The organism is Flavobacterium gyeonganense, from assembly GCF_029625295.1.
GTDB classification, from domain to species: Bacteria; Bacteroidota; Bacteroidia; order Flavobacteriales; family Flavobacteriaceae; genus Flavobacterium; species Flavobacterium gyeonganense.
This window is the reverse complement of record NZ_CP121112.1, coordinates 4,684,464-4,700,836: the sequence shown is the minus strand read 5'-3', so window position 1 is coordinate 4,700,836 and position 16,373 is coordinate 4,684,464. Positions and strand designations below refer to the sequence as shown.

Sequence of the window (16,373 nt, the reverse complement as noted above, 5' to 3'; positions counted from 1 at the left end):
AAATAACATAACATGAAAAATAAAATAATAATAGCAGCTCTTGTATTCACTACATTGCTTAACTGGAGCTGTACTGACTTAGAAGAAAAAGTGTTGGATGAAAATTTAACAGGAACTGGACAGGCAGAAGCAATTAGCGGTGCAATTGCTCCGGCGTATGGTCAATTAAAAGCCACCTGGATCCATACTAATAATTTTGGTTTACAATTGATTGCAAGTGACGAAGGAATTTTACCTTACAGAGGAGGAACAGACTGGTACGACGGAGGTAAATATTTAACTGTACATGCACATACAACTACTCCTACCAATGATTTGGTTAAAAGTACATGGAGTGAGCTTACTATAAATATTTCCAGAACATTAACTGCTATTGAAGTTTTAACACCTCTTGCAGCAGCGGGAAATAAAGAAGCAGAGGGAGCACTTTATGAAATGAAAGCACTTAGAGCTTATTTAAATATGATGACATTAGACAGCTGGGGACTTGTGTTTAAAAAGGAGTCATCAGCAAGTATTTCAGAAATACTCCGTGGACAAGATGCTGTTGCTTATATCGAAAGTGAGTTACTGTCTGTTGCAGATGTTATTAATAATGATAAAGGACCGGGAAGAATGACGCAGGCTGCAGTCTGGGGACTTCTTTCAAGATTATACCTAAATGCTGCCGTTTATCGTGATCCTTATGGAACGCCTCAGTTTGCAACAGCAGATATGGATAAGGTCATTAAATACACAGACAACATCATAAACTCAGGCAAATTCACCCTGTCTCCTGAATATTTTGATTTATTCGATGACAATAATAACTCAAATAAAGAATTAATTTTTGCCTTGGATCAGCGTGGTGTTTTGAGAGATGAAAACAATCGTTGGGCTTATTGGTCAATACCTGGATCCATGTTTCCAAGACCGGAATCAATTAATGCAGACGGAACAGATGGTCCGGCTATCACATCAGATTTTTATCAGACATGGGTTAGTGCCTACGGTTCTGTAGATCCTGCCGATGCTGATTCAAGATTTTATAAAAACAATGCTAAGGTACCAGAGCATTTGAAAGACCTAACCGGACTTTCTCCAGTAAACGATCAAAATCATTACTATTGTGTAAAAGCAGAAGACTTTGAAATTGACAGAGGAATTATGAGAGGTATTCCGTGGGCGGCAAGAAAAGACGCTAATGGGGCTTTCTTTAAATGTGATGGAGGATACAGAATTTATCCGGTTAAACAAATTAAAGGAAACGGACCAGATTTAAATGTGGGTTATGTCAACCTTACAGAAAAAGTAGATTTTACAGCAGAAGGCAGTAGGCATGCTGCTGGATACAGAGTGTCAAAATATCAATTCAGTCATACTTCTCCTGATGGAAATTATTACAGCAGCGTAGATATGGTACTACTTAGATATGCTGAAATTTTTATGATGCGTGCTGAGGCTAAATTAAGAAAAGGAGATAATTCAGGTGCTTTGGCTGATATGAATAAAGTAAGAACTTCAAGAACTGCCCGTGCTCCAATTCCTGCAGCGCTTCCTGCAATCAATTTAGATATCCTGTACAGAGAATACGGTTTTGAGTTTTACTGGGAGGGTTTAAGAAGAACGACTCAGATTCGTTTTGGTCACTACGAAGACAAATGGACTGAAAAAACAGATACTGATGTAAGACACAGATTGTTTCCAATTCCTCAGTCGGCAATTGACGGTGCATCAAATGTTCCTGGATATCTAGTACAAAATGACGGATACTAATTCGGTTAATGATATTTGGAGGCTGCAATTTTAAGCAGCCTTCAATTTCAAATTATTAAACAATCAAAATGCAAACTTTACAAAAAAAGAGTACTACTTTTTATCTGTACGCTTTCCTTACATTTCGGTGTTGCCCAGACAACAGATAATAGTGTAAAAAAATACCCGAATGCACTAAATTTTATTGTAATGGGAGACTGGGGAAGATTTGGTGAAGACCATCAGATTCCGGTAGCAAAACAAATGGGTAAAACGGCAACAGCTATTAACCGTGATTTTATAATTTCCACTGGCGATAATTTTTATCCGGTGGGAGTAGCCAGTGAACATGATCCGCAATGGAAATCTTCTTTCGAAGATATTTATACTGATTTTTCATTGCACTGGAACTGGTATCCGGTATTAGGAAACCATGATTATGCCGGAAATGCAGATGCACAGGTTGCCTATTCAAAAATAAGCCGCCGCTGGAATATGCCCGCCCGTTATTACAGCAAAACATTTAATATAAATGGTGATTCCAGTCAGCAGGTATTAATTGCGTTTATAGATACCAATGCCTTAATTCCTGAATTTTACAAAAACGAACAATATTCAAAAAATCTCACTTCAAAAGATTCGACTGCACAAAAAAAATGGCTAATGAAAACCCTGACTGATGCTCCTAAAAGTGTGAAATGGAAATTAGTTGTCGGACATCATCCCTTATTTACAGCAACCCTGAAAAGGAGAGAAAGCTACGATACCAAAGCAGTGCGAAAATCACTGAAATCACTTTTTGATAAATATCAGGTAGATGCCTACATCGCAGGGCATGATCATGATTTACAACATATGCTTCCAGAAGGAAAGACACATTATTTCGTTTCAGGATCTGCTTCAGAAGTTACTCCAATCGATCGTTTGCCTTATAGTAAACTTGCTGTTTCAGAATACGGTTTTATGGTGTTTTCTGTCTTAGCCGACAGGTTGTATGTACAGGCTGTCAATGAAAATGGCGAGGTCATCTATACTACTGAAATAAAAAAGTGAAGTATCTGTGAATATAAATAAATCATTTTATTGCTGAGTAAATTTTTCCCCAATCATTCAAAACAGTTTTATAAAATATTTTAAAAAACCAGTGAAGTCAAATTACTGTACAGACTGGTAATCGTTAGTTTAGTGTTGTTTTTTTATTTTTTTATTTCTACACTGCAGACTTCCCCCAGAGTTTGCAGCTGTAGAATATAAATAGTTAAACCAATACACTGCGCTGTAGATAGTAATTAATAAAAATTCTATGTATGGTTACCTACGGCCATGCCATGAATAATTTCAATTTTAATGAGAAAAACAATAACCCTTTTTTGCCTTCAAATCTTCCTGTTTGCACAAGCACAGGAATACAATTCTACAAATATTCATTCTCATAATGATTATGCCGGATCATTGCCTTTTTATGAAGCCTATTCCAATGAAGCCGGTGTTATTGAAGCAGATGTTTTTTTAGTAAATAATGAACTTTTTGTTGCTCACACTTCAAAAGAAATTAAGTTGCAAAACACCTTAAAAAGTTTATATCTCGAACCGCTTTTTTCTAAAATTAAAGACTTAGAAGGCAAAATGTATCCTGAAAATAAATCTTTGATTTTGATGATAGATATTAAATCTGATGCCGATGCAACCTTAAAAGCAATAGTGCAGCAGTTAAATACCTTTCCGGCTATCCTTTCTAATAAAAATATTAAAATTGTTATTTCTGGAAACAGACCTTTATCCTCAAATTGGATTACCTATCCGCAATTTATTTATTTTGACGGAAGACTGAATGAAAATTACAATGCTGAAGAGTTGTCCCGCATTGAAATGATCAGTACCGACTTAAAAGAGATTACTTTATGGAATGGCAAAGGTGTTCTGACACAGGCAGATCTGCACAAAATGCAGTTGGCAATTAAAAAAGTACATGATCTGAATAAAAAAATCAGATTTTGGGGCACACAGGATAATGTTAATACCTGGATGACCATGATGAATTTAAAAGTGGATTTTATTGGTACCGATGATGTTGCCAAATTAGCTGAATTCATAAGTAAAATTAAAGCAAACTTTTATCAGAATACAGTATTTCATAACGCATATGTTCCTAAAAACCAAAAGGCTTTCACTAAGAAAAAGCCAAAAAATGTAATTCTTCTTATTGGTGACGGAATGGGGCTCGCTCAAATTTATGCAGGTTATACAGCCAACATAGGCCAGTTAAGTCTTTTTAATATTCCAACACAGGGACTTTCAATTACTAAATCATCAGATAGTTATATTACAGATTCAGCTGCAGGAGCAACTGCAATGGCAACCGGAAGTAAAACAAACAACCGGTTCATTAGTGTGGATGAAAACGAAAAGCCTTTAGAGGCAATTACGCAGCAGTTAGCAAAGAAAAATTTTAAAACGGCTATTATTTCTGCAGGGAATATTACAGATGCAACACCGGCTGCTTTTTACGCCCATCAGCCAGAAAGGAGTTACAACGAACCAATAGCTTATGATTTTTTAAGCAATTCCGCTGATATCTTAATTGGAGGAGGAGTAAAAGAATTTAAAACAAGAAAAGATGGTAAAGATTTATCTAAAATACTCATTGAAAAAGGCTATTCTTTTTCGGATAAATTCGGTAGTCTGGATACTATAAAAAAAAATAAAATGGTAGTTTTAGATGATTCGGCAGTAATTTCTGTTAAAGATGGGAGAGGAGATTTTTTAGTAAAATCCTTCATCAAAACAACTAATACTTTTGCAAAAACAAAAAATCCATTTTTTATTATGGCCGAAGGTGCCCAGATCGATTATGGAGGACATCAAAACAATTTAGAATATGTTGTTCGTGAAATGCTTGATTTTGATCAGTTAGTTGGAAAAGCAATGGAATATGTTGATAAAAATCCGGAGACATTGCTGATTGTCACAGCTGATCATGAAACAGGCGGATTATCCCTAATTGATGGAAGTATTGAAAAAGGATATGTTCATGGAAATTTCAGTACAAATGATCACACAGCTATTCCAGTTCCCGTTTTTGCCTATGGCCCTGGCGCTGATAATTTTAGAGGAGTGTATCAAAATACGGCCATTTATAATAAGATTATGGAGTTGCTTGGTCAAATGTGATTTTGCAATAATTTGAATAGTGAATTGGATTAAATGAGAAAACAGCTCAAATAGCTTTTTTCTAACTGCTGTTAATCTATAACTCATCCTGAAATTTTAAACTGCCCCAAATAGCCTTAACCTTTTTTGGGGCAGTATATTAAAATGAAAAAATTTTAACTGTAGCAAGTAGCTAAATAATCAGTTGATTCCACCTCCTAAGGCCTTATACAATAAAACCTGAGACTCGGCATTTTTTAATTGAATGTTCACAAAGTCAAGTTCAGCCTGCAGTTTGTTTTGCTGCGCATTAATGATTTCTAAATAATTAGCATAACCGCTCAGATACAAATCATTTGAAACATTTACAGCAATTTCAAGATGATTAATTTCATTCATTTTGTATTTCAAAACATCTTCATAGGCTTCATTTCGGTGCAATAAAGCACTTAATTCATTAAAAGCTGTTGTAACTGTATTTTGATATTGAAGAAACGAAATTTCCTGCCTTCTATTCGAAACATAAAAATCCTGTTTAATCTGGCCTTTGTTGAAAACTGGGGCTGTCAAACCGCCTAATAATTGCCAGGCTAAAGATCCCGCATCAAAAAGAGTATTGAAAGAAAACGAATTAAAACCTGCATAACCTCCCAGATTTACAGTCGGAAAAAAGGCTGCACGAGCCGATTTCGCATCTGCATTACTGGCTAATAATTCGAAGTAAGCCTCTGAAACATCTGGTCTTTTGTGAATGATAGAATCCACACTGAATTTTTGGTTTAAAACCTCTAAATGTCCAGATAAGAAATCGCTGCTTCTGTCGATTTTCCCGCCATATTCACCTAAAAGAGTTAACAAAGCTTTTTCAGTCTGATCAATGCTCAGTTTCAATTCAGAAGCTTCGGCATGAATATTATTGTTTTGCGCATTAAACTGTTGTACCGCTAATTCTGTGGCTTTTCCAACCGATCTTTGTGCTGAAACAATATCAAGCGCTCTTTCCTGCGTTTTTAAGTTTTTATCGTAAATCGACGCTTGCTTATCTAAAGCAATCAGTTTGAAATACAATTCAGCTATGTCTCCCAAAAGGCGTGTTTGCAGTAAACGAATTCCTTGTTGAGAAGCAAAATATCTTTGCTGAGCTGCTTTTTTACGATTGCTCAGTTTTCCCCAGATATCAGCTTCCCAGGAAACTTTTCCACCTAAAAAATAGTTTGGTGAAAGCTTTTCATTTATTTTTTGTTTTTCGGTAATATTCTGTGAAAAATTGGTATCAAAGTTTCCAACACCTTCCATGGTATATTTTCCGAAATGTGTTCCGGAAACATCTGCTACAAGATCTAAAGAGGGAAGAAGCGCCAGTTTTGCTACTTTTAAATGCGAATTGGCAATTAAAATTCTTTCCTGCATAATTAAATAATCAGGATTTTTGGCAATAGCTTTTTTTAGTAATTCCTCTAATTTCGGATCTTTAAAAAACGTTTCTGTTTTTAACGGGATAAAATCAGCCTTAGCCACTTCTTTTCGCTGTGCATCAAAATTTTCAGGAAGTTTTGCAGCGTCTAATTTAGTGCTGACTTTTGGTACAGAACAAGCTGTTAAAAGTAAAATACCAGTTACTATAACAGCACTTTTTGTTGTCCTTATAAATTGCACATCAGCATTTTTATATTGATTTAATATCTCTTTCATTGTTTAATTTATTTGTTCAATCTTTTGTCTAAATTTTTATTTTAACAAATAGAAACATAGATTTTTCTTTTTCGAAATGGAAATGGAAAGAAACTAGTTTCTAACACATAGCTATGTGAATTTTAGAAAAGTGAAACGCCTTTTAAGTTTCCTAAATTCTATCCCCGATAGCTATCGGGGCTATGTGTTTAAAATTATGTACTAAGATTTACTCATTCGTTTTTCCAATTTTGCAAACAGTATGTAAAGTCCCGGAATAATTAAAAGACCAAATACAGTTCCGATTAACATTCCGCCCGCAGCTGCTGTACCAATCGAACGGTTACCAATTGCACCCGCACCAGAAGCGATACATAACGGAATCAATCCTGAAATAAAAGCAAACGAAGTCATCAAAATAGGACGGAAACGAAGTCTGGCGCCTTCAATCGCAGCTTCAACAATATCCCGTCCGAGTTTGTTCTGTGCCATGGCGAATTCTACAATCAGAATGGCGTTTTTGGCGAGCAGACCAATCAGCATGACGAGTGCTACTTGGGCATAAATGTTATTGTCTAATCCCACCATTACAAGCGCAACGTAAGAACCGAAAACGCCAACAGGCAAACTCAATAATACAGGGAACGGAAGCAATAAACTTTCGTATTGTGCTGCTAATAGTAAGTAAACGAAAAGGATACAAAGTGCAAAAATGTAAATGGTTTGGTTACCCGATAAAATCTCTTCACGTGTCATACCGGACCATTCTAGTTCAAAACGGCTTGGCAGTTTTTCGGCAGCGATTCTTTCGACGGCGGCAATGGCATCTCCTGAACTATAACCTTCTGCAGGTTCACCGTTAATCATAGCTGACATGTACATGTTATAACGTGTTAAAACCTCTGGACCATAAACTCTTTCTAATTTGATGAAAGTAGAAAACGGAACCATTTCGCCAGCTTCATTCTTCAGATACATATCCAAAATACTTTCCGGATTTTGGCGGAATTGCGGACTAGCCTGAACCATAACTTTATACATTTGAGAAAAACGAATAAAATTGGTGGCATAAAAAGAACCTAGCATCGTTTGCAAAGTACTCATGGCATTGTCAACCGAAATTCCTTTTTTAGCTGCCAAATCATAATCAATATGAATTAAATATTGTGGGAAAGTGGCATCAAAACTTGAGAATGAGTTCTGAATTTCTGGCGAAGCATTTAATGCTGCGATAAATTCTTTCGTTACTTTATCGGTATTAGTGATGCTTCCTCCTGATTTATCCAGCAAACGAAGCTCAAAACCACTCGTATTACCAAAACCAGGAACGGTTGGCGGTGCAAAAATCTCGATTTGTGCGTCGGTAATATTTTTTGTTTTTTCTGTAAGTTCCGCCATGAATTCAGTTACCGAAACATCACGTTCGCTCCAGTCTTTTAAGTTGATCATTCCCATTCCGTACGAAGCTCCGGCAATTTCGGTTACAATACTGTATCCTGCAAGGGTTGTTACGTTATCTACACCTTTAATTCCTTGAGCAATTTTGGTTACTTCGTCCAAAGCTTTTTCTGTACGTTCTACAGTTGCTCCTTGAGGAGTTGTGACGCTTACATAAACCATTCCCTGATCTTCTGTCGGAATAAATCCTGACGCTAAGAATTTTGTTGTTCCCCATGTTAGCACACAAAACAGCACTAATAAACCAATGGTAACAGTATTACGATCAGCAAATTTTACTAATACCTTTATGTATTTTGAAGTAATAGAATCAAACCAATTATTGAATCTGTAGAAGAAACGATCTAAAAGTGATTTTTTCTCTTTATTCGGATCGTGCGGTTTCAGCATAATGGCGCAAAGGGCAGGAGTAAGCGTAAGCGCATTAATTCCGGAAATTACAATACTGATTGCCATTGTCAACGAAAACTGCCTGTAGAAAACGCCAACGGGACCGCTCAAAAAAGCTACCGGAATAAATACGGCAGCCATTACAATGGTAATCGCAATAACAGCTCCTGTAATTTCTTTCATCGCACTAATGGTTGCTTCCATAGGTGCCATATGTTCTTCTGAAATTTTTACGTGAACAGCTTCGACAACCACAATTGCGTTATCAACTACAATTCCGATAGAAAGTACTAAAGCGAAAAGTGTCAATAAATTGATAGAGAATCCCATCATCGACATAAAAGTAAATGCACCAATAAGTGCAACAGGAACAGCTAATACCGGAATTAAAGTTGATCTCCAGTCCTGAAGAAAAAGGAAAACCACAAAAGCCACTAAAATAAATGCTTCAATCAAAGTTCTTAATACTTCGTCAATAGAGGCATCAAGGAAACGTGAAACGTCATAAGCAATATTAAATTCCATTCCCGGAGGAAAAGAAGATCCTTTTAATTCAGCCATTTTTTCTTTTACACTCGCAATTACTTCAGAGGCATTGGAACCCGGACGCTGTTTTAGCATGATTGATGCAGAAGGTTTTCCGTCGGTTTTAGAAACCATTCCGTAGCTCATTGCACCAAATTCGATTTTCGAAATGTCTTTTAATCTTAAAATAGTTCCGTCTGAATTGGCCCTTAACGGAATTTCTTCGTACTGATTTGGTTCAAAGAATTTTCCGCCATACTTAATTACGTATTGTAGCTGATTATTCATTTGTCCTGAACCTTCACCAACTTTACCCGGAGCGGCGGAAATGTTTTGTTTTTGAAGCGAATTAATCACTTCATTTGCCGAAATATTGTACGAAAGCATCTTTTCCGGATCGAGCCACACACGCATTGAATATTCTTTTTGCCCCATAATTTCGGCACGACCGACACCATCAATACGCTTTAATTCCTGAAGAATGTTAATGTCTGTAAAGTTGAAGATAAACTGCTCATCCTGAGTTTTGTCGGTACTTGTAATGTTCAGGTACATCAGCATGCTGTTTACCTCTTTCTCGGTCGTAACTCCGGCACGAATTACCTCTTCCGGAAGCTCATCCAGAATTGTTGTAACCCTGTTCTGCACGTTTACGGCAGCCAAATCGGGATCGGTTCCTACTTCAAAGAAAACCTGAATTAAGGTCAAACCATCATTGGAAGTTACGGTTGACATATAAGTCATCCCAGGAACTCCATTTATGGCTCTTTCTAGCGGAAGGGCGACAGCATTGGCAGAAACCTCCGCATTTGCTCCTGTATATTTTGCTGTAACGGTTACAGACGGTGGTACAATATCCGGGAATTGGGTAATGGGAAGCTGAAACAACGCCAGCAATCCCAGAAGGACTATCATAACCGAGATGATTAATGACAATATTTTCCTTCTGATAAATAGCTCTATCATTTTAAATTTTTTAGATAAATAATTAAATAACTGTTTTACAGATCAATAAAACTACATTTGTTTCATGTTGATTTTATCGCCGTCTCTTAATGATTGTGTACCTTCCTGTACAATCAGGTCATCACTTTTTAGTCCATCGTTTAAGATGTAAACATCATCAAGAGTGGTTTCAATTGTAACATTTGTCATTTTAACTACTCCATCTTTGTTCACGCGGAAAACGTATTGTTTATCCTGAATAGAAAAAACAGCTTTCTGAGGAATTAAAATTGCATTGGTTTTAGGTTCTGAGATAATCAGTTTTCCAGAAGTTCCGTGTTTGATAAATCCCTGCGGATTATGAAATTTTGCTTTGTATTGGATAGAACCTGTCTGTCTGTCGATTTCACCGTCAGCGGTTCTTAGTTCTCCTTTTTGCCCATAAACCATTCCGTTTGGCAATATAAGTTTGATATCACCCTGTGTGTTTAAGGTTTTGTCTTCCATCATTTGGAAATAGGTGTTTTCCGGAATTGAAAAGTAAGCGTAAACATCATCTAATTGAGAAACAGTGGTCAATAATGAGCCGTTTTCAACTAAACTTCCTTCTTTAAGCGGAATACGATCAATAGTTCCGTTAAAAGGGGCATAGATTGTAGTAAAACTGATCTGCTGTGTAATCGCTTTTTTTTCTGCCACAGCATGTGCTACTTTCGCAGAAGCTGCTTCGTATTTTGCTTTAGATAATTCCAGTTCTTTATCTGCAATTACTTTTTTATTGAAAAGGGTTTGGGCTTGCTCCAGTTCAACAGTTGCGATTCTTAGATCGGCTTTTGCACTTTTAAAAACAGCTTCTGCCTTCAAAAGCTGAATTTGAAGTTCCAGGTCGCTAATTTTAAAAAGTATTTGTCCTTTTTTTACTTTTTGACCTTCACTTACGTACACTTTATCCAGTAAACCCGGAATTCGGGCATGAATTTCTACATTGTTTTTTGCTTGCACATCGGCAACAAATTTGCTCGAAACTATAGTGTCTTTTAAGGTAATTTTATAGACCGGAACTGTTTTTATTTTGTCTGAGTTCTTTCTGGCTTTATCGCCGCACGAGACCAGGACAAAAAGCGATAATATTACGATGAAAAATAAATTGTTTTTGGTGTTCATGATTATTTTTTATAATATAAATAGATTTTCTACCCTATAGATTGCTACAGGGAAGTTATAATTGGTTTTAGAAAAAATGGAAATGCTCCGAATATAGCTTGAGCCGTTTCGGATTGTATAGTACAGTTTTATAAACAAAAAATTTGCTCTTTACATCTGGCTACAGATACAAAAAGAGAGGTGAATTAAATTGTATTTATAAAAATGCGAATCTTATTCTATGACCTAGAATAATTGATAGAGATGGAGATAAGTATGGCGCTGGATTTGGTATATAGAGGCAATACCATAAATTAGGCTTTTCTTATAATTTCTGAATTTTATCAGATTGCTGTAATAGGGAGATCTTAAAGTGGTGTATTCTGAAGTAGTGGCACGAAACTTAATTTTCTTTTTTACAGCATAATGAATATGGATTTCTTTATTCAGTAAATCCGAAGATAAAAACTGCGGAATATCAGGAATTGAAAGATCACAAAGATTTTCATGAAGATTTCGTTCAGCTTTATATCTACTAGATTCCGTACTCCCGATAAAGAGGAGCAGAAATAGTAAAGTTATACAAGTGAACTTAGTATTTTTCATCGTTTAATTCGAAAACTAAAATTGTTTTGTTTGAAAATCTTAAAATTGATGGCCAAATATACTAATTTGTCAAACAAAGCCTTCTTAATGTTTTCTAAAAAGATTAGTAAAAAAGAATTTTGAATTTAAGCAATTAGATTTTTTAAATCTGAATTTTAAATGTTATCTGCCTTACCAATAACTTTTATCAAAGGATAAATTAAGATTTCATATTCTTTTAATAGTTTCTATAGTTTTAATGTAAAAGTAAACATAGTATGCAACCGGTTGTTTTTTAATTCTATTTTTTTATATTTGCTAAATAGGTAATAGTAATGAATTATTAAATTTTCAATTCAAGACTATTAAAATCAAGGTTAAAACAAATTATAGGCCTATCAATTTAGTCTAGCCTTTTATTTTGGTTATACTCCTATAATATCGATTATTCAAAACTTATTTAAAAATAAATGTATATATCAATAAATGAAAACATTTAAACTAACTATAATATCATTATTATGCTTTTTTATTTCAAATATAAATTTTGCACAAAATAATAAACAGAAAAGTTCTCTAAAAAAACAATTTCGCTATACTAATCCTATTACAAGGGATTCTGCAATTTCAATGCGGGATCATTTTATTATCAAAGAAAGTGATACCTGGTATTGCGTGGGAACGTCCAATCCTGTTTGGGAAGGACATAATCCCGGAGTTCGTTTATTAGTTTCAAAGGATCTGCTTAACTGGAAACAGCATTCTTTTTTAATTGACGCTAAGAAATTACCTCCAAATACACCATATAATGGGAGATTCTGGGCTCCTGAAATTCATAAAATAAAAGGTAAATTTTATATGACTGTAAACAGTGGAGAAGTAACCAAAGAAGATCCGAAAGGTATGGCTACTCATAATGTCTGGCTTTTTTCGTCAGATAAAATTACTGGTCCTTATAAACTGTTAAATGGCCCAATCACACCTCAATATAACAACGATGCGACATTATTTGAAGACGAAGATGGCCAGGTATATTTTTACTGCAGTGGAAACGGCCTTTTTCAGGCAAAAATTGATTTGAAAACCGGAAAATTAACCACACCACTAGCTAAGTTTCTAGATAAAAAACAACCTGGATGGCCCGATTGGATGGTTGGCGGTATTGAAGGTCCTTTTGTTATTAAAAAAGAAGGGACTTATTTTATGTTTTTCTCAACATGGACACGTGGATATGAAGTTGCCTTACTCAAATCAAAAAGTCCTTTCGGGCCGTGGGAACTCGCTTCACCGGATCCTATTTTTGGAACCCGCAAAAAACAGTATAGAGAACAAATGGCAAGAGAAGGTGGTTATGAAAATCTTTTTTTACTGATACCGAAGACCCTTATCAGGAGACCGGCCATAATGCACTATTTATAGGACCCGATGGAAATCTATGGAATTCCTGTCACTATTTTATGTATGAAAAAAGACCTTATCCATACAGTCAGTCTTTCCAGCCATGGGAACTTACTCCACAAATGGGAATTGAACCCGTAAAATACGAAGATGGTATGTTTTATATTACCGGACCTACATGGACAGAGCAGATTATCAAATATTAAATCAAAAATCGGAGAAAATTTAATTTGTATCAAGCTTCATGTAAGACAACGATAATATCTTTTTAAATATTTAATTATTCCTCATTTTTATTAACCATAATTGTAAGTCATTTCTATATACTTACTTAATCTCTGATGAAACTAACTATTATACCTATTAACCAAACCGTAGTAAAATGAATCTTAATAAATTAAAAGCTATACTTCTTATTTTGGGAATTATGCTGTTTAAACCATTTCAAGTCATCGCTGCTGATAAAAGTGATTACAAAACGCCGCCTCAATATGTTGAATACAAAGCTTCAAAAAATGCTTTTTCAATTGTTGTTAATGGAAAGTCAGCCTCAATCTATCTTGATGATTCAGACTGGAAAGGGGTGATCCGTGCCGCTAATGACTTAGCTGATGATGTACGCAAAGTTTCCCAAATCAAACCTGATATTTTTCATAAATCAATTTATCCTGCCAAAGGCGCAATTTTAATTGGAACAATAGGCAAAAGTAAAATAATAGACCAGTTAATTGCCGATAAAAAAATAGATGTTTCAGAAATAAAAGGGCAATGGGAATCCTTTATCATTCAAACTGTAGATGGTAATTTGGTTGTTGCCGGAAGTGATAAACGGGGAACCATTTATGGAATCTATGATATGTCTGAAAAAATAGGCGTTTCTCCCTGGTATTTTTGGGCTGATGTTCCTGCTAAAAAAAGCAATCAATTATTTGTAAAAGCAGGTCGCTATGTACAAGAATCTCCTAAAGTTAAGTACCGTGGAATTTTCATTAATGATGAATGGCCTTCTTTCGGCGGTTGGGCTAGCATTAAATTTGGAGGAATCAATTCCAAAATGTATGTAAATATGTTTGAATTGCTTTTGCGTTTGAAAGCCAACTATATGTGGCCGGCTATGTGGAGTAGCGCTTTTAATGAAGATGATCCTATGAGTCCGGCTTTGGCTGACGAATACGGAATTGTAATGGGAACTTCTCATCACGAACCAATGATGCGTTCGCAAAAAGAATATACAAAACGCAAACAGGAAATAGGGGACTGGGATTTTGTTAAAAACAGCACAAACCTGGAGAAATTTTGGTTTGAAGGCCTTAATCGAAATAAAAATTATGAGAACCTGATTACTATGAGTATGCGTGGCGATGGTGATGTAGCGATGGGAAAAGGAAATGATCTTGATAATATAAAAACTTTAGAAAATGTAATAAAAAGTCAACGGGATATCATTCAGAAAGTCTATAATGATGATCCTGCCAACCATCCGCAACTATGGGCAATTTTTACTGAAGTACAGCGGTATTACGATGCAGGGTTCAATGTACCTGATGATATTACGTTATTATTTTGTGATAATAATTGGGGGTACATCCGACGTATTGCGCCGCCAAAAGAAAAAAACAGAAAAGGCGGAAGCGGTCTGTATTATCACATTGATATGAACGGAGGACCAAATAACGATCGATGGGTCAATACTACCACCATCCCTAAGCTTCAGGAGCAATTCAATTTAGCTTATCAAAGCGGACTCGACCGTATCTGGATAGTTAATGTGGGAGATTTGAAGCCAAAAGAACTACCTATTGACTTCATTATGCATTTCGCCTGGAATCCTGATGCATATCCTGCAAGCAAAACAATGGATTATACTATTAACTGGGCTAAAGGCATTTTTGGAAAGGAACATGCCGAAGAAATCGCAGATATTGTTTCTAAATATTCTAAATACAATCTTTTAAGAAAGGCAGAAGTCCAGACACCTCAAATTTTCAGTTATGTAAATCATAATGAAGCTGACCGCATGCTCCAGCTTTGGAAAGATGTTACCGCTAAAGCCGAAGCATTAGAGGCAAAAATTGCACCGGAACTAAAAGACACTTATTATCAGTTAGTACTTTATCCTACGAAGGCTTCTGCAGGTGTTGCCGAAATTTATCTTTCCGCCGGTAAAAACCAGCTCTATGCGAAACAAGGAAGAGTAAGTGCCAACGATTATGCGCAAAAAGCAAAAGATCTTTTTGCTCTTGATAAAAAATTAAGTGATTATTATAACGGTCCGATGTCAAATGGGAAGTGGAAAAATATGATGTCAGATATTCATATCGGTTATACAACCTGGCAAATGCCAAAAGAAAATAAATTACCTGAATTAAAAGAAGTGATGCGGCTTGCCGAACCTGCAATGGGAATTGCAACGGAAGGTTCTGAGGCAGCATGGCCAGCAAATCAGGAAAAACTTCAGCTTCCGGTTTTTGATATACTTAAAAAACAATCTTATTATATAGATGTGTTCAATCGTGGTACAGGTTCTTTTGAGTTTGAAGCTAAAGCAAATCAGCCTTGGATTAAATTAAGTAGTAACAAAGGAAAAGTAGAAAAAGATGTTCGGATTTTGGTAGACGTTGACTGGAAAAAATTGTCCGAAGGAAAATCAACTGGTATTGTCGAAATAAAAAAAGATAATGAAATTATAGCTGTATCAGTTAATGCAGTTAAAGCAGCCTTACCAAAACTAAAAGAACCTTTTTTTGGCAATTTCACAGGCGAATTTACTATCCCTGCCTATCAATTCAATGCTAATAAACCCGGGAAAGATGCAAAATGGATTGTCCTGCCGGATTTAGGTAAAGGCAAAGCTAATATGGGAATATCCTATGTAACAGCCAGGAACATTACAACAGAGGACGGTGCTACACTGGAATATAAAGTATTTCTTCCAACAACTGGAAAAAGTACGGTTTGTTTAGGTATTCTTCCTACTCAGGATGTATATCCGCAGCGCGGGTTGAGAATTGGTGTAACACTTGATGATCAGACACCTCAGGTGTTGGATGCAAGAAAAGGTTTTCATGATGAATTCAAAGAATATACACCAGAAATTTTAGCAAGATCATCAGTTTTAAAACCTTACCCGGCGATCAATAAAAACATTGCCCTGATTGGTGCCGGGCAATTCCGCAGAAATGAAATTTTTGATAATATGCGTTGGCTGGATTTTGAAATAGATGTCAAAGAACCTGGAATTCACACACTGAAAGTAATTATGATAGATCCTGAAATAGTGCTTGAAAAAATTGTTGTGAACCCTGACAACAATTATCCGAGTTATTTTGGAGCACCGCCTGTCTTACATAATTCAAAATAGATTTAATAAACTT

10 protein-coding genes are annotated in these 16,373 nt (G+C 35.7%); 6 read left to right on the top strand and 4 right to left on the bottom strand.

What is annotated here, in order from left to right; all coding sequences use genetic code 11:
- Positions 1–12: 12 nt before the first annotated feature.
- The 3 genes from P5P89_RS20010 (at position 13) to P5P89_RS20000 (ending at position 4,905) form a co-directional block, all read left to right on the top strand.
- Positions 13–1,755, top strand: a complete 1,743-nt coding sequence (locus P5P89_RS20010) for a RagB/SusD family nutrient uptake outer membrane protein (protein ID WP_278009908.1) — start codon at positions 13–15, stop codon at positions 1,753–1,755.
- A 189-nt stretch (positions 1,756–1,944) separates the two neighbouring features.
- On the top strand, positions 1,945–2,787 hold the full coding sequence (locus P5P89_RS20005; RefSeq protein WP_278009907.1) for a purple acid phosphatase family protein: 843 nt from the start codon (positions 1,945–1,947) through the stop codon (positions 2,785–2,787).
- A gap of 294 nt (positions 2,788–3,081) precedes the next feature.
- Positions 3,082–4,905, top strand: coding sequence for an alkaline phosphatase (locus P5P89_RS20000; protein ID WP_278009906.1), 1,824 nt, complete (start codon positions 3,082–3,084; stop codon positions 4,903–4,905).
- A gap of 180 nt (positions 4,906–5,085) precedes the next feature.
- Here P5P89_RS20000 and P5P89_RS19995 read toward each other — a convergent pair whose 3' ends face one another.
- From P5P89_RS19995 to P5P89_RS19980, 4 genes are all read right to left on the bottom strand, one after another.
- Positions 5,086–6,576 (bottom strand): efflux transporter outer membrane subunit, encoded by a 1,491-nt coding sequence (locus P5P89_RS19995; RefSeq protein WP_278009905.1) that lies wholly within the window; start codon positions 6,574–6,576, stop codon positions 5,086–5,088.
- A gap of 201 nt (positions 6,577–6,777) precedes the next feature.
- Positions 6,778–9,894, bottom strand: coding sequence for an efflux RND transporter permease subunit (locus tag P5P89_RS19990; protein WP_278009904.1), 3,117 nt, complete (start codon positions 9,892–9,894; stop codon positions 6,778–6,780).
- 51 nt (positions 9,895–9,945) lie between these two features.
- On the bottom strand, positions 9,946–11,037 hold the full coding sequence (locus tag P5P89_RS19985; RefSeq protein WP_278009903.1) for an efflux RND transporter periplasmic adaptor subunit: 1,092 nt from the start codon (positions 11,035–11,037) through the stop codon (positions 9,946–9,948).
- A gap of 225 nt (positions 11,038–11,262) precedes the next feature.
- Positions 11,263–11,622, bottom strand: coding sequence for a hypothetical protein (locus P5P89_RS19980; protein ID WP_278009902.1), 360 nt, complete (start codon positions 11,620–11,622; stop codon positions 11,263–11,265).
- Positions 11,623–12,087: 465 nt separating this feature from the next.
- Here P5P89_RS19980 and P5P89_RS19975 point away from each other — a divergent pair, with 465 nt between their 5' ends.
- From P5P89_RS19975 to P5P89_RS19965, 3 genes are all read left to right on the top strand, one after another.
- Positions 12,088–13,020: a glycoside hydrolase family 43 protein gene (locus tag P5P89_RS19975; RefSeq protein WP_278009901.1), complete on the top strand. Its 933-nt coding sequence runs from the start codon at positions 12,088–12,090 to the stop codon at positions 13,018–13,020.
- Positions 13,021–13,058: 38 nt separating this feature from the next.
- Complete coding sequence (locus P5P89_RS19970) at positions 13,059–13,205, top strand: hypothetical protein (RefSeq protein WP_278009900.1); 147 nt, start codon at positions 13,059–13,061, stop codon at positions 13,203–13,205.
- 176 nt (positions 13,206–13,381) lie between these two features.
- Positions 13,382–16,360, top strand: coding sequence for a glycosyl hydrolase 115 family protein (locus tag P5P89_RS19965; RefSeq protein WP_278009899.1), 2,979 nt, complete (start codon positions 13,382–13,384; stop codon positions 16,358–16,360).
- Positions 16,361–16,373: the final 13 nt, after the last annotated feature.

Coding starts and splice junctions, on each gene's coding strand:
- P5P89_RS19995 (WP_278009905.1), bottom strand. CDS start 6,576: ATGAAAGAGATATTAAATCAATATAAAAATGCTGATGTGCAATTTATA.
- P5P89_RS19970 (WP_278009900.1), top strand. CDS start 13,059: ATGTATGAAAAAAGACCTTATCCATACAGTCAGTCTTTCCAGCCATGG.
- P5P89_RS20000 (WP_278009906.1), top strand. CDS start 3,082: ATGAGAAAAACAATAACCCTTTTTTGCCTTCAAATCTTCCTGTTTGCA.
- P5P89_RS19985 (WP_278009903.1), bottom strand. CDS start 11,037: ATGAACACCAAAAACAATTTATTTTTCATCGTAATATTATCGCTTTTT.
- P5P89_RS20010 (WP_278009908.1), top strand. CDS start 13: ATGAAAAATAAAATAATAATAGCAGCTCTTGTATTCACTACATTGCTT.
- P5P89_RS19980 (WP_278009902.1), bottom strand. CDS start 11,622: ATGAAAAATACTAAGTTCACTTGTATAACTTTACTATTTCTGCTCCTC.
- P5P89_RS19990 (WP_278009904.1), bottom strand. CDS start 9,894: ATGATAGAGCTATTTATCAGAAGGAAAATATTGTCATTAATCATCTCG.
- P5P89_RS19975 (WP_278009901.1), top strand. CDS start 12,088: ATGAAAACATTTAAACTAACTATAATATCATTATTATGCTTTTTTATT.
- P5P89_RS19965 (WP_278009899.1), top strand. CDS start 13,382: ATGAATCTTAATAAATTAAAAGCTATACTTCTTATTTTGGGAATTATG.
- P5P89_RS20005 (WP_278009907.1), top strand. CDS start 1,945: ATGGGAGACTGGGGAAGATTTGGTGAAGACCATCAGATTCCGGTAGCA.